Raw genomic sequence first — 21,003 nt, 5'->3', positions numbered from 1 at the left:
CAGGAGTGTAAGGTTGGTTATATGACGGCGACCAAAGCCATGCAGAAAATCAATATGACTAAGCCTACGTTTAACAGGCGCACGAAGGAGTATGAAGTAAGAGAAAAAACGTAGGAGTCGGTTATTCTTTTTGGAGTCTCCGTTCCTCCAGTTAGTCCGGCTCGGGCCCGAACGATTTTTTCAATCCGGAAAATCCTTTTAAAGGGAGTAATCGATACATCGGATCAAATTGTTTTTCTGGTAAGCACATCCTTCAAATTAAGCAGCGTTTCTTTTCGGACACGGTAGTAAGTCGCTCGGCTCATGTGCATCTGCGCGGCAGCCGAGTCCACGGTAAGCTGCGGTGCTTCCGCATATAGGTTCAGCAAGCCAAGGTTGTTATCGTTAAGCGGAAAGGGAGGGGGATGTAAGAAAATCCTGTGCAATTTTTGCTGTAATTTGAAACCGCTGCAAGATAGTTTTCCCGCAAGCTCGGTTTGAGCCAGTGCTTCAGGATCGTTAATCAAAGAGAGAGCTGCTTTGACCTCTTTTTCCGTAAGTTCGAAATGTTTGGCTCTGTTTTCTTTGTAATTCGAAGCAAAATGAATCAGATCAAGGATTTGGTCGACAAAGCTTGTACCGCGCCAATCCTGTTCATGAATAGCAGCCTTCGCTCTTTGAAAAAGGTGCTCCCTGATAGGATCCGGCAATGTACGCATTCGAAATCCGGCATTTTGCAGAACCTCGTTTGTCTCCTCATAAGCCGTTACAATGACAAAGCGCATTCCTACAGAATTATGCGTAATCAGCTCTTTCGTGATGACACCGATCAGCTCGTGATAGGAATAGATATGACCGTGCGGCGACGCGCTGGCACGCAAATGATAGTAAGTGTCGGCTTCTTCAATTGACGTTTGCCGCAGTCTTTTGATCTCCTTTGGAAAAACAGTATCAAGCAAACCGGGAAAAAGGCATTCTAATAACGATATGGTTTCCTTATATAGCAGCAGCCCTGCCGTAAAAGCTAGCGGTTTCCCTTTCGGGTTGCGGTACACGCGAATACCTTCTGGAAAATATACGGATAAGACATCCATAACGGCATGATCGATTTCGACCGAAAAGGAGTATTGCGCCTCTTCTTTCATCATTTGATGCAAGTGGGGCAGATCAAAGGGCTGAAAAGATTCCATATGCAGGGAATCCAGATTATGGATAGACAATACGGAAACGGAATTTAATTGAAACCTATCTTGACAGGTCGATAGCATAACAGAAGCAATGCGTCTCTTTTCATGATTGCTCGCATGTTTTAGTTCTATCGCTAGTTCTTCAATGATACGGTGCCACAACGCCTGATAACGCTCGGGCTCGCGAAGCCGAAGGTCTTGGGTTAGAAAGGTACGCGCAACATCATGCAGAGCAATTCCCCCGGCCGTAGGCCGAATAAAGGAAAGTTGGCAGAATCGTTGAAGCTCTACCGAAGTCAACGGAGCGCCAAGAAATCTTCCCAACCACTCTGGTGTCGCATGTGGGACGATACATAACAGATCGATCAGATCTTTGAATTCGTGTGAGGCGGCTTCACGCAGCATGCCTGCGCTGATCTGCATCGAGACTGGCCAGGCGAATGAACCTGGTTGTGCTTCCGGATATCGCAAGCGTTCAACAAATAGAGCCATAGCCAGAGGCAGTCCGCGGGAATGGCTGATAAGCTGATTCATTTCATTCGTATCGTTCCAGCCTCTTTGTCGCAAATAGAGCACCGCTTCTTCCCGAGAAAAGGCACCAAGATGAATTCTTCTGCAGCGGCTGCTCCACGCCAGATTGCCTACCCATCCAGCCGACAAGTCCTGTCTGGCCGCAATTACCACCAGCAGGTCTGCTGCAGGAAGGCTGGATAGAAATACTTCGAGAAGCCAGCCTTCGATTCGCTGTATGGCTTCGTAATTATCGATACACAGCATCGTCTTCCTTGCTGCTATTGCAGTAATAAACTCCTGAAATGAGCTGTCTGATGTATGACGAGCTTGCGGATTAGACAGATAGGAATGATGCAGAGCCTCCATAAAGCCGGCAGGGGAATCTGCACAGGAACGGCCATCAAGCCAGATCGTGGTTGCGCCTTCCTGTCGCGCTAAGCTCGTAAATTGAAGCATTAGTGCAGATTTTCCTATGCCCCCCATGCCGGAGAGGAACAGCACTTCAGTTGGCGCTTGCACACGCTTAAGCCAATCTTGTACTAGGCCAAGCTCCGATTTTCTACCTACAAATAGGCGGCTTCGCTCTACATCAAGGATTTCGGCGAGTTTCTGCATTCAGATATGCTCCTCCATTCGGCAAGTTAGGATTTTGGCCCTCCATCGAGGCGTCTATTTCCAGTATGAATTCGACAATATATGCAACAATCCTTTACTAAAGTGTGAATATGATAGCTGAGACGAATGTGCGATAAAAATGAGATACCATTACGATCATTGTCCTATACTATTAAAATTGTCTGGTGGAGCTGGACAGTATAGCAAAAACCTATAGCCGAAAAAAACGATAAAGGGAGAGGGAAAACATTTGTAAGCAGATAAAAAAGTTAATGGTCAGTGTGCTGGCTTTTGTATTAATCACGTCAATGGTTCCGGAACTGAACGGAGGAAAAGCCTACGCTGCAAGCAGTTTCATCATCAGTACGGTAGCGGGTTCAAGCTCTAAATTTGAATATGGGGGGGACGGCGGACCGGCGACATCGGCCCAATTGAGTTACCCTAATGGAGTGGCGCTGGACAGCAGCGGAAATATGTATATTGCGGATACTTTAAACAGCCGGATACGGAAAGTGGAACCCTCAGGGAAGATTAGCACGATAGCCGGTACGGGCGTTACAGAATACGGAGGGGACGGAGGAGACGCAGCGTCAGCCCGATTAAACCATCCGATTGGAGTAGCGCTGGACAGCAGCGGAAATATGTATATTGCGGATACTTACAACCACCGGATACGGAAAGTGGATCCGTCAGGGAAGATCAGCACGGTAGCCGGTAAAGGCTTTTCCGGGTATGGGGGGGATGGAGGAGCAGCGACGTCGGCTCGATTGCATACGCCCTATGGAGTGGCGCTGGACAGCAGCGGAAATATGTATATTGCGGATACTTTAAACAACCTGATACGGAAAGTGGATGCGTCAGGGAAGATTAGTACGGTAGCGGGTACGGGCGTTGCCGGATATGGGGGGGACGGAGGAGACGCAACGTCAGCTCAGTTAAACATGCCGACTGAAGTGGCAGTGGACAGCAGCGGAACTCTGTATATCGCCGACTATGATAACCACCGGATACGGAAAGTGGATGAGTCAGGGAAGATTAGTACGGTAGCGGGTACGGGCGTTGCCGGATATGGGGGGGACGGGGGAGCCGCAACGTCAGCTCAGTTAAACAGGCCGACTGGAGTGGCGCTGGACAGCAGCGGAAATATGTATATTGCGGATACTTTAAACAACCGGATACGGAAAGTAGATTCGGCAGGGAAGATCAGCACGATAACGGGTACGGGCGTTCAAGGATTCTCGGGGGACGGAGGACCGGCGACATACGCCCAACTCAATTCCGCATTCGGAGTCACGGTAGACGGCAGCGGAGACTTGTATATAGCGGATTCGTTAAATAACCGAATCAGAAAACTGAGCGGGCAAACGGTCATCGCATCCGCCGAAACGTCCATTCCCGGAGTTGGAGTCAACAATGCGATCACGTTAACCGTAAAAAACTCGCTAGGGAACACGGATACTTCATTTAACGATGCGCATGATGTGACGATATCCGGGTACTTGCAAGCGCCGGACAATTCCTATGGCCGTCTGGACGGAATGGCCTTAAGCGTCTCGTCGAGCACGGCCAGCGTCAAATTTGCAAGTGGCGTAGCTACGGTAAATTTGAAACTGAACAAAGCGGCTGCCCAAACCATTATCTTGAGCGTGGCGGACGTGGCCATGCCGGCAGCCAATGCGCTCATCATCACACCGAAAGCAGGAAATGCGGATTCGATGTCGTTAACCACGGACATTGCGGCTCCAGCCAGCATCGGGGGAACATTCGTGAATCAGCCGGTCCTAACGCTTCTCGATGTTTATGGCAATACGAGCACAGGCGACAACAACACCGTTGTGACCGTATCGAAAAAAGATACGGGGGCTTGGACGCTGACGGGAACAGCAACGGCGACGGCCAGCGCAGGCGTCGTCACCTTTACCGATCTTGGTGCAACAAATGCAGCCGAGGTGAAGGGCGCGCAGCTTACTTTCGAAGCGTTGGGTTTGACGCCGATTGAGAGTAAGACCGTAACGCTTCCTAGGCCGCAAGACAGCAGCGTCGATCCGATAAGCGGAACCTTCGATAAGAACCCGGCAAACCAGGCCGACGTGACGACGACCGTTAGGCTGAACGGTAACGTACTGGTCAGCATCAAGAATGGTTCAGACGAGCTGGCGCAGGGGGATTATACGCTGTTGGGCGAAATGCTGACGATCAAAAAGGAATATTTGGCACGGCAGGCAGTCCGTACGCTCACCTTGACGTTTACGTTCAGTGCGGGCGCGCCGCAGACGCTAGTCATTCCGATCGTGGATACGACACCTTGGTCACCCGAGGCACCGGTACTGAAAAATCCTGTCGCCGGAGATGAGAAAGTCACGCTTTCATGGAATTCTGTAGTCGGCGCAACGGGCTATAAAATATACATTAGCAAAATATCCGGCCATTACGGAAAGGAAGTCGCTACGGTAGGCAGCTCGGTCTATGGGCACGAAGTCACGGGGCTTACCAATGGAACGACGTACTATTTTGTTGTCAAAGCAACCAACCCGGGAGGGGGTGATAGCGCTGCTTCCAATGAAGTGAGCGTCACACCCCAACGATCTGAACCGGGTACCGAAGCGCCGACATGGCCAAAGGGCAGTGTATTGACCGTTTCGGACATTGCGCAAACGAGCGTCAAGCTTTCCTGGCCAAGCGCGACGGATAACGTGGGTGTAGCAGGCTACCGGATTTACGTAAATGGCACGGAGCGTGAAACGCTAAGCGGCAGTGTCTATGTAACCACCATTGACAGCCTGACGGCAGACACAACCTACACATTCAAAATCATGGCCTACGATGCGGCGGGGAACGAAAGTAAAGCACTGACTGCTTCGGCTAAGACATTGCCGCAATCGCCCGATCCGGACACCGAAGCGCCGGTATGGCCAGGGGGCAGTGAGCTGACCGTTTCGGACATCACGCAGACGAGCGTAAGATTGTCCTGGCCAGCGGCACAAGATCATGTTTCCGTGATTGGATATCGCCTCTACGTGAATGACGAAAAGAAAGTGGACCAAGTAAGCGGCAAGTATGAATACTCGGTCACGGACAACGTTTATTCGTATACGATGACAAGTCTTGTTCCGGGTACGAGTTATCCATTTACCATCAAAGCCTATGATGCGGCGAATAATGAAAGTAATCCTGGATTAAGCAAGACCGCTACGACGCTCCCAGGCTCATCCTCCGGCGGCGGTGATTCGGACGGAGGTTCGAGAGGCGGCGGCTGGTATTTATCCAGTAACGCCAGTCTGAAATCACTGGAAATCCGGGCGGGTGGAAAGCGCTTTTCCCTTGCGCCGTCGTTTATAGAAGATACGTTTTTGTATACAGCCCAAACGGAAGCGAAACAAATTGAGGTAAGAGCAACTGCTGCGCACCCGGCGGCCAAAGTGACTTGGCAGGATAAAGCGTTCAGCGACGGCATCCAAATCGAATTAGAGGAAGGGGAAAACGTCATTCCTCTGATTGTTACGGCAGAAGACGGCTCCCGAAAAACGTATACGATCACCATTGAACGGAAAACGCCGGAATCAGAGAAGGCAAAACCGCCCGTGACCACGTTTACCGACATTGCTGGACATTGGGCGGAAAGTTACATCAAACGCGCCACGGCGAAAGGCATTATCAGCGGTTATCCGGACGGAACGTTCAAACCGAATCATCCCATTACCCGTGCGGAGTTTATGGTGATGTTGACAGGTGCCTTGCAATTGGAAGAGAAAGGTGCAAAAGTAACGTTCACCGATAACGATCAGATCGGCACCTGGGCGCAGCAAGCAATCGACCAGGGGGTACAGGCAGGAATTATTAATGGATATGAAGACGGAAGCTTCCGTCCGCATACACAGATTACCCGCGTAGAAATGGCGGTCATGGTCGCAAGAGCGCTCAAACTGTCATTCAAAGCCAATACGGTTACTGGCTTTGCCGATGATGAAGCGATTCCCCAGTGGGCAAAAGGCTCTGTGGAAGCGATTCGTGCACTAGGCATTGCCAGCGGTCGCGAGGGTAATAAGTTCGTGCCGGAAGATACAGCGTTGAGAGCGGAAGCGGCAGCTCTTTTACTCCGAATGCTGGAAACCCCAAAATAACGCTTGGAAAAACCAGGTTTTCCGCTTATGCTCTCAAGAACATTTGCTACCGAACTCCTGATTTGACTGGACATTGACTGGATCAAAAAGAAAAAAAGGACTGTCATTTTTGACAGTCCTTTTTGCATTCCCTGGCCGTTTGATTACGTTCCAAAGCTGGGGAACTTGCATCTGAATAAGGGAGCAATATAAGGGCAACAAATTGGACCAGATCTTCCTGAAGGAACATACCAAACCCTGGGGGCATCTGGTTGTTCATGTACTGTAATCCCTGAACACAATGCGGTGGTTGTACGAATGACGAATAGTCTATGGACTTTTAGCGGAAAGAATGGGTTCGATTACGTATCTGATATTCAAAGGTTTGGTAACCTTATTACGGAGGCTTTAAACCAACACTTAAATGTATCTTAATAACCCAAACAGATGTAATGATATTAATATTTCAATACTACTTGACACATGAATGGATTATCGATATAGTGTGAATCAATTCACACTTCACATGAAGGAGTAGCCTATGCCAAAAAATTCGTTCTTTCGTTTGGATGAAGCAAGGCGCGAGGAAATATCTAATAGCGCTATGCATCTTTTTGTTGATAATCTTTACGAGGATATAACTATGAAAATGGTTTTGGATTGTTTGTCCATGCACCCCGGAACATTTTATCGGTATTTTGAAGACAAAGATGACCTTTATTGTCTCTTAATACGTAATGTGACCCAGAAAAGAGCTGCGTATTTTAATAACAGTAATGAAGATTCCCTTTTCCAGTTTTTCCTTACTGGCTTATTTGGTAACGTTAATGGCATTGTGACCGAGCCACTGAATGAGTTGGAAATCAAACTCACTAAAACATTTTTATACATTCCTGAGAACATTTTGCTTAAAGTATATCTGAATGTGCTAAAGGGCGAGTCCTCCCCTTTAATCAAGGGCATTTTACGCCGAATGAGAGTTGACGGATATCTCCGACCTGATATTGACGACGACCTGATTTCTTTTATGTTTGAGTCAATGCAGTTTAATTTAGTCATGTTTTTTAGGGAATTCGATATTAAGGACTCTACGCTGCAACATAAGATTAGCAAATACTTTGCTGACTTTATGGGTCATGGGCTGCTTGAAGATCATAAATATTCTGAAATGGTTAGCGATCTCAAGAAAGCCAAGGAGTAGATAGGATTCACTGAAGATAGGATGTAATCGTTTCACTGTTTTGAAAAGCGCTTATAACGTATGTATTTCACATTCGTCACTTTTATTAATTAAGGAGGAACAAGAAAATGAAAACGTATGACGCATTTCCAGAACCAATTGGCAGCTATACTGTCGGCCGGACCCAGATGGATTTGGAGTACACGGCATCAGATCACTCCAAAAGAGAACTGACGGCGTTTGTGTACTATCCGTCCGACAGCAGCGAAGGTAAGGCTACATCAACGTATATGTTTCCTGAAGTCTACGAGATGTTTAATGAGCAGCCACTTGTCACTCCGTTGAAGGATGCTTTCTCTATAGATATCAAGACCCAGTGTTACGACAACCTTGCTCTCTCCGGGAAGGAAAAGCGCTACCCGGTGTTATTCTATGTTTGCGGCGGGGGCGGTTCTCCAGAATGGGGTACAGTGATCTGTACAGACTTGGCAAGCATGGGATATGTTGTGGTAAGCATCGGCCATCAGAATAGCACGATGTATAAGCGTAAAGATGGGCGCCTGTTTAATGTATCCAAGGATTTTTCGGATGTCATTATGGCGTTTTCTGAAGATCCGGAGATGCTGGCGTTGGCTGGTAAGATGGAGATGCGGCCTGACGATGAAACTGCCATTGAGATGTGCCATAACGTGCTTACACTGCCGATAGTTTACAAGTTAACAGAGTATAGTGAATTACAGGCAGAAGACGTAAGGTATGTAGCCGATTATCTTTACAAACTGGACTCTGGAGAGCTGAATTCCAACTTTAAGGGCAGATTATTGCTTGACATCGGCATGGGCATAGTCGGACATTCTTATGGAGGGCTTACGACGGCGATTGTTTGCCGGGACGACGACCGGTTCGCCTGCGGGATTGGCTTGGATAGCGGTGCGTTCGGCCTTCAGGGCAGCGACCTTAAGAAACCCTTCTTGCTACTGTTTTGTGAACCTAACTACAACATGAATGCGATAATTGGTGCTAACAATAGCATGGAAACCTATTATTTCTCTGTTGATCGTGTTGCGCATTTAGATTACTGCGACATCGTGTTTACCAGTGTTAATGAGGAAATCAGAGGCGAACGGGATGCTATGGAGATGCGAAATCTTGTTACAGACTATACGAAGAAATTTTTTGATCATTACATCCTGCAGAAGGCGGCAAGTGTGGAAAGTCTGGCATACGATGGCGTGGACTTGATCAAGAAGACCAGCAACAAGTGACATAACCGAGAGGTTGCTGATAAACGGATGTCAAAGAGTTAGCCGTACAGACACAAAGCCGATAACCCTATTACGCGGTTATCGGCTCTCTCATATTTCAGGCATTGTTTTCTATTTGAGATAAGCGGTGTTTTCACCGTTGAAAAACACACTCAATACAAGTTATTTTTCAAAATTTATGCTTCCGAATCCATGAGACCGATGAATTCCAAGATCGGATGTCGTCTATATAAACGAAGGCATAAATGAACACAAACTAATTTGACGAAGAGGTGTTTTGAAAATGGCATTAACGTCCGCATTCACGAGCTTCAACCTGCCTGTAAAAAACGTAGAACAATCGAAAGCGTTCTTCACCGGAATCGGATTCGAGCTCAACCCGCAATTCCCCGAGAACGAGAATTCGGTAGCCATCGTGATCGGCGACAACCTGCAGGTCATGCTGATCAATCAAGCATTCTTTAATACGCTCACGGAGAAGGAAACCGTCGATACGAGCAAGTATGCGCAAATGACAATCGCACTGGCCTTCGAGAGCCGGGAAAAGGTCGATGAAATCGTGAATACCGCGGTCTCCTTGGGCGGGAAATTGCACGCTGAACCTGAAGATCATGGGTTCATGTATCATTGGGGCTTCGTGGACTTAGACGGCCATCTGTGGGCCATTAACTACATGAACATAGATGCGGCACAAGATTAAGGCTAACGGAGAGCACGCTCGTACTAGGGTTCAAAAAGAAAGACGCCGGGCATCTTCCCAGGCGTCTTCTTCGCGATGATTAGTTTTGTTCGGTATAGGCTTTGAAATTGTCCATGATCGCTTGCCAGCCTGCTTGCTGGAACTCGACGGGATTGCCAATGACGAAATTCATTGGTCCATTCGCTCAGGCAGCCCAAATCGCAAAAATAATGGCGTATGAATGAAGTTTTGAACGTGCAGGATTTGATTTTCTTTGGTTTCGATGACATGGATGCCCCAGGGTACCAGGCCAGAGCCCTCTTTGTCCGGCATATACTGGGCCAACGCCGGATAACCGCCATTCACCGTAACGGGTACAAATCGCGAACCTTCGCAATGCCAGCGAGTAAGCGAATAGAAGGCGGACAAATCTTCCTTGCCGCGGATCCACATCTCGAAGGGCGGCATCGACATGCAGCCTTCCTCGTGGAACAACGCGACGAGCGCAGCAATATCGAATTGCTCGAAGGCCTCCACATACCGGGACAGCAGCTGCTGCTCCGGTTGAACGACCATGCTGCTGAGCTCATCCGAGCGAAGCTGCGCCCGGTCCATCGTCTCTCGGGCTCTTTGCAAGGCGCTGTTCACCGCTGCCGGCGACATCGTCAACGTTCCCGCGATCTGCTTGGAGGACCATTCAAATACATCTTTCAAAATGAGTACCGCACGCTGCCGCGGAGGCAAGATCTGCAGGAGAGCGATGAAGCACAGTTGAAGGGTATCTCTGCGGACGAGCCGATCCTCCGGATTACCCCCAAAGTCGGGAGACGGCCAGATCCAGACAGAGTCCGGCAGCGTACCGCGCGGCTCGACGATGGCGACGGCCGGGTCGAACAAGTCAACGGGAAGCGCGCGGCGTTTGGATTGTCTCAGTTTGTCCAAGCACAGGTTGGAGGCAATCCGATAAACCCAGGTTTTGAACGAGGAATCCTGTCTGAACGTGCTCCAGCTCTGCCAGACCCGAATACTCGTCTCCTGAACGGCATCGTCCGCATCGTCCATGGAGCCTAGCATACGGTAACAAAACGTGGTTAAACCCGGCTTCAAGCTTGCAAATAATGGTTCGTCAAATGCGGTCTCGTTCATCGCGGCCTCCCTTAACGATCTCCCCGAAGGGTGGTACCTTCATTATATGCAATGAAGCGGAAAGCCTCAATCCGAATAAATAGGCAGGATTTAGTACACATGGGCAAAAATTTAGCATGATCGTATCTTATAATTCAATAGCCAATAGACTAACCCTTGTCCATACTTTTGAAATAATTCGCAATACCTCACGCCAAGACCTGAATAGTGGAGCTAATCCATGAGATCACTCGTTTCAAGAAAAGCCTAAAAATACGGGTTAAACCAAATCAAATGGTTTTGTTTTTTGGTCTTGACATTAAAAGGATGATCGGATACATTTGTTACATACCAACCGAATGTATGAAAAGAGGGGGCGAATCGAATGGCACGGAATAAATATCCTGAAGAAACAATCAACCAAATTCTAACCGTGGCTCTTAACCTATTCATACAAAAAGGATACGAGCAGACCTCCATTCAAGATATCATTAATGAGCTGGGCGGGCTGACAAAAGGGGCAATTTACCATCACTTCAAGTCGAAGGAGGAGATCCTGCAGGCTGTCACCGACCATTTGTTCCAAGGTGTTGATGATATGCTGTCCGGTGTCCGGGACGACAAGGAGCTGAACGGACTGGAAAAGCTTCGCAAGATTTCCCACGTCTCTCTCGACAATCCCGCCCAAGACGAATTGGCATCGGTGGCACCGAACCTTTTGCGCAATCCGAAGATGCTGGCGGCACAGATCGGGAACATCATCGATAAAGCCGTACCCATCTACATCCAGCCCATCATCGAAGAGGGTATGCGAGACGGATCGATCCGAACCGACTATCCTAGGGAGCTTAGCGAAGTGCTGATGATTCTCACCAACATATGGCTAAACCCGGCGGTCATCCAAGCTTCGCCCGAGATGATGTTGCGCAAGTTAAGGTTTTTCGATGAAATACTGAAAGGCCTGGGGCTTGATCTGTTCGATGAACAAATGTTTCTACGACTCGAGGAATTGTTTCGTTCCTCAGCTAGAGAAGTCAGGAAAGAAAAATAAACTGCCGAAAGGCAGCTTATTTTTAAGCCTATTCATACCAACGGTTGGTATTAATAATTGATCAAGATTCAAACGTGTGGATGTGAATGCAATGAATCAGAAATTGACAATAACCACCCGCTACTAAGAAGTACTATCGCATGATCAAAACGATCTGCTTTGACGGTGCGACGATGGATAAACTGACACTTGCTGCTCTCAAAGGCATGGATGCCAAATTGTCACACGCCAAGCCGGGAGAGAGTTTATAGTTCAAAACAACAGGACTGATAAAAAAGTAAAGTAGGGGATACTAAATGGAAAAGAAAACAACAGAAGATTTTAGTTCGTCAGAAAAGATGAAGGAAAAAAGATTTGCTGCCGGGCAGGATCGCTCGGAGCTGCAGAACGCCATCCAGGAGATAGTCGATTCCGGTTTCCTCGGAGTGCAGCTGCGCGTACACGATGAGAAGGGCGAGTGGGTCGGCAGCGCCGGGGTGAGCAGGTTGGGCGAGGAGGCGAAGCCGCCTACAAACGGGCACTTCCGGATAGGCAGCAACACCAAGACCTTCACCGCGACCGTGGTGCTGCAATTGGTTGCCGAGGGCAGGATCGGGCTGGACGACCCGGTGGTAGACTACCTGCCCGAGTTCAGGCTGGACCGGCGGATCACGGTGCGGATGCTGCTGCAACACACCAGCGGGGTGTTCAACTTCACCGGCGAGTACTACGAAGACGGGACCGTCGTGCCGGGAATCCCCTGGCAGGGCCAGGAGTGGGTAGACAACCGGTTCAAGACCTACCGGCCGGATGAGCTGGTACGGCTGGCACTGTCCAAGCCGGTGCGATTCGAACCGGGAACGGACTGGAGCTATTCCAACACCAACTACGTGCTGGCCAGGCTGCTGATCGAGAAGGTCACCGGCAGCTCGCTCGCCGAGGAGATGCAGCGGCTTATTCTTGGGCCGCTTGGGCTGTCAGGTACCGTGGTGCCAGACAGCCAGCCGGAGATCCCCGGACCGCACGCCCACGCCTACTACCGGTACGAGGACGGCGGCGAGCAGAAAACGGTCGACGTCACCAGCCAGAACCCCTCCTGGATCTCTACCGGCGGTGACATGATCTCGACCACCCAGGATCTCCACACGTTCATCTCCGCGCTGATGGGCGGCAAGCTACTCCCGGCCCCGCTGCTGGCCGAGATGTGCAAGCCGCATCCCAAAATCGGCTATGGCTTGGGGGTGTTCGTACAGGACGCCGGCCCGAACGGCGACGGTACCATCATCACCCACAACGGCGGCATTTCGGGTTACGCGGCACTGATGTACAGCACGCCTGACGGCAGCAAGACCCTGACCGCCTCCGTGAACTATGTGGACGACGTCGCAATGTCCCTGGCAGTGGCATTCCAGAAAGCGACGCAGAGGCTCGTCGAGGAGGTGTTCGGCGGCGGGTCGGCCAGTAAATAGGGCTGAGCACCGTGGCCCCGTACACCCTAAGGCTGGACTCTTTCCGGTTGTGCATGGGGTAGAGCGGTCGCCGGACTGACCAAGTTGAGTAAAAAAACCGCTAATCCAGTGAATGACTCGGATCGGCGGTACGGATGCTCTACAATTTTAGTTTTCTTAGCAGCATATTTTTGTCCTGATAGTTGGTTTGATTGTGGGGGTGGGATCTTTGCATTTAGTAATGATCCTAATAAACAAGATGTAGGAACGGCTCTTTTGTCGCGGTATTTGTAATATGAAAATTCATATACGATGTTACGCTAACTGGAGACGATAGCTTAATTGAGCAAACATCCAAAATTGTTTTTTCCAAGTCGCTTGATAAAGTGGAATGGAACAATTCCAGACTGGTGAAAGAGAATGTCAAGGAAGAAATCCTTAACTTGAAGGAGCAGCCAGGAAAGGATATTGTCATCCTCGGCAGTCCCAGGTTTGCGCACCACGTGATGGGTCTTGATCTTATCGATGAGTACAAAATCACCGTTTCTCCTGTCCTGATCAGCAGCGGGCTGCCGTTGTTTCAAGGACTTCAAGAGAAGACCAAGCTTAAACTTATCGAAAATAAAACGTTCGATTCCGGAGCCATTGGTCTCTATTATAAGACGGTTAGATGACCTTGCCTCGTAAAGTAGTTTGCATTACCCAATCAGTTAACGGGGCTGACCTCTCAATACGACGGGTAACGTTAGTTCAATGGAACAGCGACAGTCTAGGACTTTATTTTCTCGTCCTTAGCTGTCGCTGTTCTATTTTCTTTGGTCAGTCTAAAACTTTATTTTCTGCTGACAGAAGAAATGCTTGTATTGCTTTTAGGGAGTCTCTCTGACGGACAGAGCATTGTTAAAAAGATATCCTCTCTCTTATTAAATATGACATAAGGTGACGTATTTGAGGTTTAAAATGGGTGGTAGATTAACGAAAGGAGTAACAAATCATGAAACGAAGAATAATTTTAGATTTAGCGGTTACTTTAGATGGTTTTATTGAAGGGAAAAAGGGTGAAGTTGATTGGTGCATAATGGACTCTGAGATGGGGTTTATTCATTTTTTAAATCAAATTGATACCATTTTGTATGGAAGAAAAAGCTATGATTTATGGGGACAATTTACTCCGGAACTTGAACATTCGGATTCTGAGAGAGAATTCTGGGAATCGGTTCATAGTAAAGAGAAATATGTGTTTTCCAGAACGCAAAAGGGGACTGATAACAAAGCAATATTCATAAATGATCATATTCTTGAAGAAGTAAATAAATTAAAGAATAGGCCCGGTAAAGACATCTGGCTATATGGCGGAGCAAGTCTTATTACAACTTTTATCAATTTAGGACTTGTTGATGAATTTAGATTATCTGTTCACCCTGTTGTTTTGGGAGAAGGGAAACCGCTGTTTGTGGATATAAAACAGAGGTTGAATTTAAAAATGGTTCATACAAGAACGTTATCCTCAGGCGTTGTACAACTAATTTATCATTTGGATGGGAACTAATCATATTGCACATTCCAATGATAAAATCGTATTAACAGCGGCAAGTCTAAGACTTTATTTTCCGGTCTTCGACCGCCGCTTTTTCATTTATCGGGTTTAGTCTAAAACTGTTACGATTATTTCGTTATACGTGAAAGCTAAAAAAATGGAAATCCGAGGTGGAGTCTATGAACGTCGAAACTATCATAATCAAAGGAGCACGCGAGAATAACCTGAAAAACGTGAATGTCCGCATCCCGAAGCGAAAAATCACGATCTTCACCGGCGTCTCGGGATCGGGCAAATCTTCCCTGGTATTTGACACCATCAGCGCCGAAGCTCAGCGGCAGCTTAACGAGACGTTTTCCGCATTCATCCGCAACCGGCTCCCCCGGTATAGTCAACCGGATACCGATCTCATCGAGAACTTGTCCACGGCGGTTGTGATCGATCAAAAACGCCTCGGCGGCAACTCCCGTTCGACGGTTGGCACAATCACGGATATTTATGCGATGTTCCGGCTGCTGTTCTCCAGAATCGGTAAACCTTTTGCCGGCAATTCGCATGTTTTCTCATTTAACGACCCAGCCGGCATGTGCCCGGAATGCTCCGGAGTCGGAAAGGTGGTGCAGTTTAATGTGGACAAGCTGCTTGACAGTTCCAAATCGCTGAATGAAGGCGCGATCCTGTTCCCCGTATTCAAAGTAGGAAGTTGGTACTTGAATACGTACACCCATTCCGGCTTGTTCGACAACGACAAGCGGCTCTCCGACTATACGCCGGCAGAATGGAATACCCTTCTCCACGGCAAAGAAAGCAAGATCGTATACCGCACCAAAGGCGGCGATATCGAATCGGATTATGAAGGTCTGCTACCCAAGCTCACCCGCCTGTATTTAAAACGGGACAGCAGCGAGATGTCTGATGCCAAACGCGAAACCCTTGACCGCTTTCTATCCAATAGGGAGTGTAACCTTTGCGGGGGAAGCCGGCTTAATCAAGTGGTCTTGGGCTGCCGGATTAACGGTTACAACATAGCCCAATGCGCGGCTATGGAGATTGGAGAGCTAATACGTATGATCGAATCCATTCGGGAACCCGTTGCCGGCCCGATGATTGACGGGATTCTGACCCGGCTGAACCATCTAGTCTCCATCGGGCTGGAGTATCTGAGTCTGGACCGACAGACCGCAACATTGTCGGGCGGGGAATCGCAGCGCATCAAGATGGTCCGACATCTGAGCAGCAGTCTTACCGACATGATCTACATTTTCGACGAGCCGACCGTCGGGCTGCATCCGCGGGATGTCCATCGCCTGAACGGCATGCTGTGTCAGCTCCGGGACAAAGGGAATACCGTACTCGTCGTCGAACATGACCGCGAAGTCATGGAGATCGCCGATTACATCATCGATGTCGGACCTCATGCGGGAACCCGCGGCGGAGAAATCGTCTACGAAGGCGACTTTTCGGGCTTGCTCCGCGCGGATACCTTGACAGGGCAGTACTTGAAGCAAAGTCTGCCCTTGAAAAATTCAACGAGGGTGCCCAAGGGTCGGATGACCATAGCCGGCGCCAGCCTGCACAATCTGAAGGATGTGACAGTCGATATACCCGTCGGTGTGCTGACCGTGGTAACGGGAGTAGCCGGCTCTGGCAAAAGTACGCTGATTAACGGAGCATTCCTTCCGTCGCATCCGGAAGCGATTGTCATCGATCAGACGGCCGTGGGCACGTCCATCCGCTCCAATCCGGCTACCTACACGGGGATGATGGACGAGATCCGCCGGCTGTTCGCAGCAGCCAACAAGGTGAGCGCTTCCCTGTTCAGCTTCAACTCCAAGGGAGCCTGTTCCAACTGTCAGGGTCTGGGGATGATCTACACGGATCTGGCCTTTCTCGAGCCGGTAAGGACGACATGTGAAATTTGCGCGGGCAAGCGGTTCAGCGATAAAGTGCTGCAGTATAAACTGAACGGAAAATCCATCAGTGACGTCCTCGCTATGACGGTACGGGAAGCTTCGGCGTTCTTCAGCGGGAAGGAACTGCTCCGTCAAATGCGGACGCTTGAGGATGTGGGACTCGGATATGTAACGCTGGGCCAGCCTCTGAGCACCTTGTCGGGCGGGGAATGCCAACGCATCAAACTGGCCGGGGAACTTCACAAGAAAGGCAGTCTCTATGTAATGGACGAGCCGACAACCGGACTACATATGTCCGATATCTCTCGTCTGATGGACATTATGAACCGCTTGGTCGACGGGGGCAACACGGTAGTGGTCATCGAACACAACCTGGATGTGATCAAGAGCGCAGACTGGATCATTGATATGGGTCCCGAGGGCGGCCACCGGGGTGGCCGAATTGTATTCGAAGGCACTCCTGTCCAGCTTGCTGCTGCTCAGCATTCGATAACGGGTGCGTATTTACGCAAGGCAGAAACCGGCCAGGGAGCGTCTTCCTGACGGTGGTACGTTGTAACGGACCCTATCCCGAAACATCGATACCGTCTTTATCTGTATGGCACTCAATAACGATTTTAATTTCGTAGACTTGAGCGATACGAGGCAGCAGGATTATTCCACAGCTTCTTTACGATAGGCAGGATAGTTGTAAGAATTGCTTGAATACCGCGTGAAAAAAATAGAAAAAAACGAATTGACATTGGAGTTTACTCCAATGTTATTGTGAATGTATGGAAAAACAATATTCTATAAAGGGGTTGAGCAATGAGATTCTTTAAAATTTGCCTCATATGTTATGCATTCCTGACTATGTCACTATTAATTTCGGCTTGCACAAGCAGTAAGGAACCGGACATGTATGAAAAATACTTGTCAGAAAGGGACTTAACGGTTGTTAAAAAAATGGGAGAGGAAAAACAATACGTCTTAACAAGAGAAAAGCTAACTCAATTACCGTACATGGCGTTATGGGGCGTGCAAAATAAGGACGTAACTCCCTACATAAATAAAGATATAATTTCAAAGAGCTATCTTGTAGAAAATAAGAATTTGATTTCCAAGCTCGACTTGAGAAAAAATGATAAATTAAAAGCAACATTATTGGTCGTTGACGAACAAATTATTGGTGGCTATTTATTGATTACTAATACTAACGTTGATGAGATACCTGCGGGTCTTGGGTATTCATTAACTGGAGGGACAATAGAGGAATTGAGTAAAGAGAGCTTTCAAACTTGGCAATCAGAATGGGTCAGTAAATATAAAGATTAAGGTACAGGCTGCTTGATAAATTATTTGAATCATGTGTCAAGATGAGTTAAAGAGGCTTTTTTTCTTATTAGGCTGAATTGGCAGGAATCAAAGATGTCACCATCTTTGGTTCCTTTCCCAGAGGCTCACTACGTTTTAACAAAGATAAGGACTATCTCCTTGTTGGCGGCTTTTCTTTTTGTCCAGACAAAACGAACTGAATCGCGAAATACAGCTATTATGACTAGCATTTCTGGTTCCTCAAAAACCAGCTTGACGGCCATCGGTGACGGAATCCAGGAGCTACTCTAAAAACTGACACTTTATGTCTTCAAGAGTATAGAACAAAGGGACCTCATTTCATGACTTTTTGGTAAGAACTCATTATCCGTTTAATACAAAAGATCAACTCGGACTGGACATGAAGTAGAAATCGTTGAAAAATTCATTTTTGAAATTCTTGGTACTATTGATCAATTGAAAAAAGTTCCTTAGTAATATCCACGTCGTCAATATAAATCGGAAATTGAATGATGAAGATATTTATCGTTACTGCCGTACATCCTTTTCTGATATCGCGGAGGAATTGGGGATAAAAGGGGCTGTCCAGAAAGTCAGTTTGTGCCGACTTTCTGGACAGCCCCTAATTATTCCATAACATTTAATACGAGAGGTCGTTAAGATTGGATTGTGCTGGCGGCTTGATGCAGAATGATCCTGCGTTCCAGCCGCTATATACAATAACCCTAATTTCCGAAATACGCTTGCCGGTCAATATCTGCAAGGAGTGTTAGCTGAGCGGGACGCCATTCGAGGCGTTCTTGGGTCAAAGCGCTGGAGGCAGGATTGTCCATCATCACAAAGTGCATCAGCCAATTAAAGTGATCAACCGCCTCCTCTGGAGATTTGCTGACTACAGGCACATTGAGGCGGCGGCCGATTAAGGTGGCAATGTCGCGAAGCGCTACCCCTTCATCGCCAATCGCATGCAATCGGGTGCCGGCAGATGCAGATTCGAGCGCCAGTCGATAAAGTTTGGCTGCATCGAGCCGGTGCACAGCGGGCCAACGGTTCGTTCCATCGCCTACATAGGCGGAGACACCCGTTCTTCTTGCAACATCGATCAAAGTTGGGACCAATCCCTTGTCGCCGTCACCGTGGACGGATGTCGGAAGACGAACCACGGATGCGCGAACGCCTTGTGAAGCCATGGCCAATGCAGTTTCTTCCGATGCGACGCGTGCGACTGAATGGGGGTCGGCTGTATCCATCTCCGTACCCAGGCGTCCAGGTGTTAAGAGCGCAGTTACGGAAGTGACTACTAAGGGTCGGTCAGAACCGGCTAATGCCTCCCCGAGCGCTTTAACCACCTGGCTATCTTGATGGTTGGCCTCGGCGTAATCCCTAAAGTCATGAACAAACGCGGCATGGATCACCCCATCCGCTGCCGCCGCCCCGCTGCGCAGACTGTCGAGGTCATCTAGAGATCCGCGATGCACCGACACTCCAACTCCGGTGAGTGCCGCCGCCGCTTCCGAGCGGGCAAGACCGATCACTTCATGTCCCGCTCCGATCAGTTCCCGCACTATGGCCGAACCAATAAAACCAGTTGCTCCTGTAACAAAAACACGCATAATCTATTCCTCCCACAATGTAAGTAGCAACGCTATACGTTTATTTTAGTTCAGTCTCACCTGGGAGGTTTGCCTATTCCGCCCCGCTTTTTGCCAGATCCGTTGGAAAATGGGATAGTCCCGGTTCACCGCAGGAAGAATAACACCCGCACGGCTTGTGGCTGCGGGTAGAAGAAAAATCCAAAGCGAATCCACATCGCCTATGAAATGTTCAACCCCATTTGGTGCTTCAGTCGTGAGGAACTTGTTCTTGCTGCCGCCATCTGGCGATATCTCTGCTTGGCGATATTCCAAAAAAACGGCTGTAATCACGGCTGAATTGAGAAATGCTTATATATCCAACCTGTCTGGATGCCGTGCTGGCATTCCTTGAATCGGAAAACATAAGACGCCTTGCTTCATGCAGCCGGAGCGCTTTTTGGTATTGCAGCGGGCTCATGGAAGTGACGGATTTAAAATGCTCGTTAAACGAGGAAACACTCATATGTATCAAATCGGCTAAGTCTGTGACCTTCATCTGCTGGGAAAAGTTGGATTGGAGCCAGGCAATCGCTTTGGCGACTCGCTGCACGCCGGAATCAACGAAACCCATTTCAGCGACCTGTTTGCCAAAGGGACTTCGCAGGATGCGTATCAAGATTTCATCCATCACAAGCGGAGCAATCCATTCCGTATCTCCAGGATCGGATAAGCAATCCAGAAGTCTGCTCACCGCCTTCATTATGCTTAAGCCGGCGTTCGCGGCGTACCCCGCACTCCGCTGACCAAGGGGGGGCAGGCCGTGAGCATATACTTTGAGGACAAGCTCGGAAATTCTTCTCGAGTCGAGATCCAGCCTGATACCAAGAAACGGCTCGGAAGGATTGGCATTTGTAGTCTGCATGGTGACTGGCAAGGCAACGGCCACTTCAAATTTAATTCGTTTACCATAGCTGCAGCCTTGCTTCCAAAACTCTAGCCATCTGTTCAACCATCTCTTCTGGCGTATATGGCATAGATTGGAAGACCCACCACTCAATCAACCCCGTAATGGAAACGGATAAGAATTGCGCCAATACATCCCTGTGGATACCGGTTTCTAGCTTCATTTGGTTCACCACCAAGGTGATATTCGCTTCAATCATCTTTGTCATGCGGTGTCTGAACGTCGGAATACCTTTATTGGTAATCAAAACGCGATAGATTTCTGCATGCTCTTTCAGATACGTGAACGTACGAATCAGCAGTTCCCGGGACAGTTCATTGGTTGGCCCATCCTCCGGAACACAACTCTCAGCAAGCATCATCAGATACGTTTCCACGCTCTGTTCCAGCAGGTCATATTTGTCTGTAAAATGCAAATAGATCGTTCCGCGGTTGACATTGGCCCGATCCGCAATCCCTTGAATGGTGACCCTCTCAAATTCCTGCTCTCCCAACAGCCCAATAAACGCTTGCATAATCATCTGTCTTGATCGCACGATGCGCCGATCCATGGTTTTCCCCTCTTGCCTGAACACATCCAG

General features: G+C 48.6%; 14 protein-coding genes and 1 pseudogene. 10 read left to right on the top strand and 5 right to left on the bottom strand.

The genetic code is table 11. From position 1 onward, the window contains the following. Positions 1-224: 224 nt before the first annotated feature. Positions 225-2,294: an ATP-binding protein gene (locus KVT34_RS28140; RefSeq protein WP_217563014.1), complete on the bottom strand. Its 2,070-nt coding sequence runs from the start codon at positions 2,292-2,294 to the stop codon at positions 225-227. A gap of 272 nt (positions 2,295-2,566) precedes the next feature. Between KVT34_RS28140 and KVT34_RS28135 the strand changes: the two genes are divergently transcribed. From KVT34_RS28135 to KVT34_RS28120, 4 genes are all read left to right on the top strand, one after another. Continuing rightward, positions 2,567-6,415 (top strand): NHL domain-containing protein, encoded by a 3,849-nt coding sequence (locus KVT34_RS28135; RefSeq protein ID WP_217563013.1) that lies wholly within the window; start codon positions 2,567-2,569, stop codon positions 6,413-6,415. 520 nt (positions 6,416-6,935) lie between these two features. Continuing rightward, on the top strand, positions 6,936-7,595 hold the full coding sequence (locus KVT34_RS28130) for a TetR/AcrR family transcriptional regulator (protein ID WP_217563012.1): 660 nt from the start codon (positions 6,936-6,938) through the stop codon (positions 7,593-7,595). Positions 7,596-7,702: 107 nt separating this feature from the next. Next, a complete protein-coding gene (locus KVT34_RS28125; protein ID WP_217563011.1) occupies positions 7,703-8,839 on the top strand; it encodes an alpha/beta hydrolase in 1,137 nt (378 codons plus the stop codon). Between the two features lie 283 nt (positions 8,840-9,122). Then, on the top strand, positions 9,123-9,539 hold the full coding sequence (locus KVT34_RS28120) for a VOC family protein (RefSeq protein WP_217563010.1): 417 nt from the start codon (positions 9,123-9,125) through the stop codon (positions 9,537-9,539). A 168-nt stretch (positions 9,540-9,707) separates the two neighbouring features. Here the strand turns inward: KVT34_RS28120 and KVT34_RS28110 are convergent, their stop codons facing one another. Continuing rightward, positions 9,708-10,664: a sigma-70 family RNA polymerase sigma factor gene (locus KVT34_RS28110; RefSeq protein WP_217563009.1), complete on the bottom strand. Its 957-nt coding sequence runs from the start codon at positions 10,662-10,664 to the stop codon at positions 9,708-9,710. Positions 10,665-11,028: 364 nt separating this feature from the next. On the opposite strand from KVT34_RS28110, the gene KVT34_RS28105 reads away from it, so the two are divergent. The 6 genes and pseudogenes from KVT34_RS28105 (at position 11,029) to KVT34_RS28080 (ending at position 17,885) form a co-directional block, all read left to right on the top strand. Further along, positions 11,029-11,694: a TetR/AcrR family transcriptional regulator gene (locus tag KVT34_RS28105; RefSeq protein WP_217563008.1), complete on the top strand. Its 666-nt coding sequence runs from the start codon at positions 11,029-11,031 to the stop codon at positions 11,692-11,694. 296 nt (positions 11,695-11,990) lie between these two features. Then, a complete protein-coding gene (locus KVT34_RS28100; protein WP_217563007.1) occupies positions 11,991-13,142 on the top strand; it encodes a serine hydrolase domain-containing protein in 1,152 nt (383 codons plus the stop codon). 320 nt (positions 13,143-13,462) lie between these two features. Then, positions 13,463-13,795 (top strand): annotated as a pseudogene (locus KVT34_RS28095) (dihydrofolate reductase family protein); the annotation flags it as partial. 320 nt (positions 13,796-14,115) lie between these two features. Continuing rightward, positions 14,116-14,670: a dihydrofolate reductase family protein gene (locus KVT34_RS28090; protein ID WP_217563006.1), complete on the top strand. Its 555-nt coding sequence runs from the start codon at positions 14,116-14,118 to the stop codon at positions 14,668-14,670. A gap of 167 nt (positions 14,671-14,837) precedes the next feature. Next, positions 14,838-17,114, top strand: coding sequence for an ATP-binding cassette domain-containing protein (locus KVT34_RS28085; protein ID WP_217563005.1), 2,277 nt, complete (start codon positions 14,838-14,840; stop codon positions 17,112-17,114). Positions 17,115-17,468: 354 nt separating this feature from the next. Continuing rightward, positions 17,469-17,885 (top strand): hypothetical protein, encoded by a 417-nt coding sequence (locus tag KVT34_RS28080; RefSeq protein WP_217563004.1) that lies wholly within the window; start codon positions 17,469-17,471, stop codon positions 17,883-17,885. Positions 17,886-18,610: 725 nt separating this feature from the next. On the opposite strand, the gene KVT34_RS28075 is transcribed toward KVT34_RS28080, so the two are convergent. From KVT34_RS28075 to KVT34_RS28065, 3 genes are all read right to left on the bottom strand, one after another. Beyond that, a complete protein-coding gene (locus KVT34_RS28075; RefSeq protein WP_217563003.1) occupies positions 18,611-19,498 on the bottom strand; it encodes an SDR family oxidoreductase in 888 nt (295 codons plus the stop codon). 229 nt (positions 19,499-19,727) lie between these two features. Beyond that, positions 19,728-20,468, bottom strand: a complete 741-nt coding sequence (locus KVT34_RS28070) for an AraC family transcriptional regulator (RefSeq protein ID WP_254635209.1) — start codon at positions 20,466-20,468, stop codon at positions 19,728-19,730. Then, positions 20,422-21,003 (bottom strand): TetR/AcrR family transcriptional regulator (locus tag KVT34_RS28065; protein WP_254635208.1); only part of this gene is annotated, 582 nt, incomplete at its 5' end. The genes KVT34_RS28070 and KVT34_RS28065, both read right to left, overlap by 47 nt.

The organism is Paenibacillus sp. GbtcB18 (genome assembly GCF_019091125.1).
Lineage (GTDB): Bacteria > Bacillota > Bacilli > Paenibacillales > NBRC-103111 > Paenibacillus_F > Paenibacillus_F chitinolyticus.
This window is presented reverse-complemented; position numbering and strand designations above follow the sequence as displayed.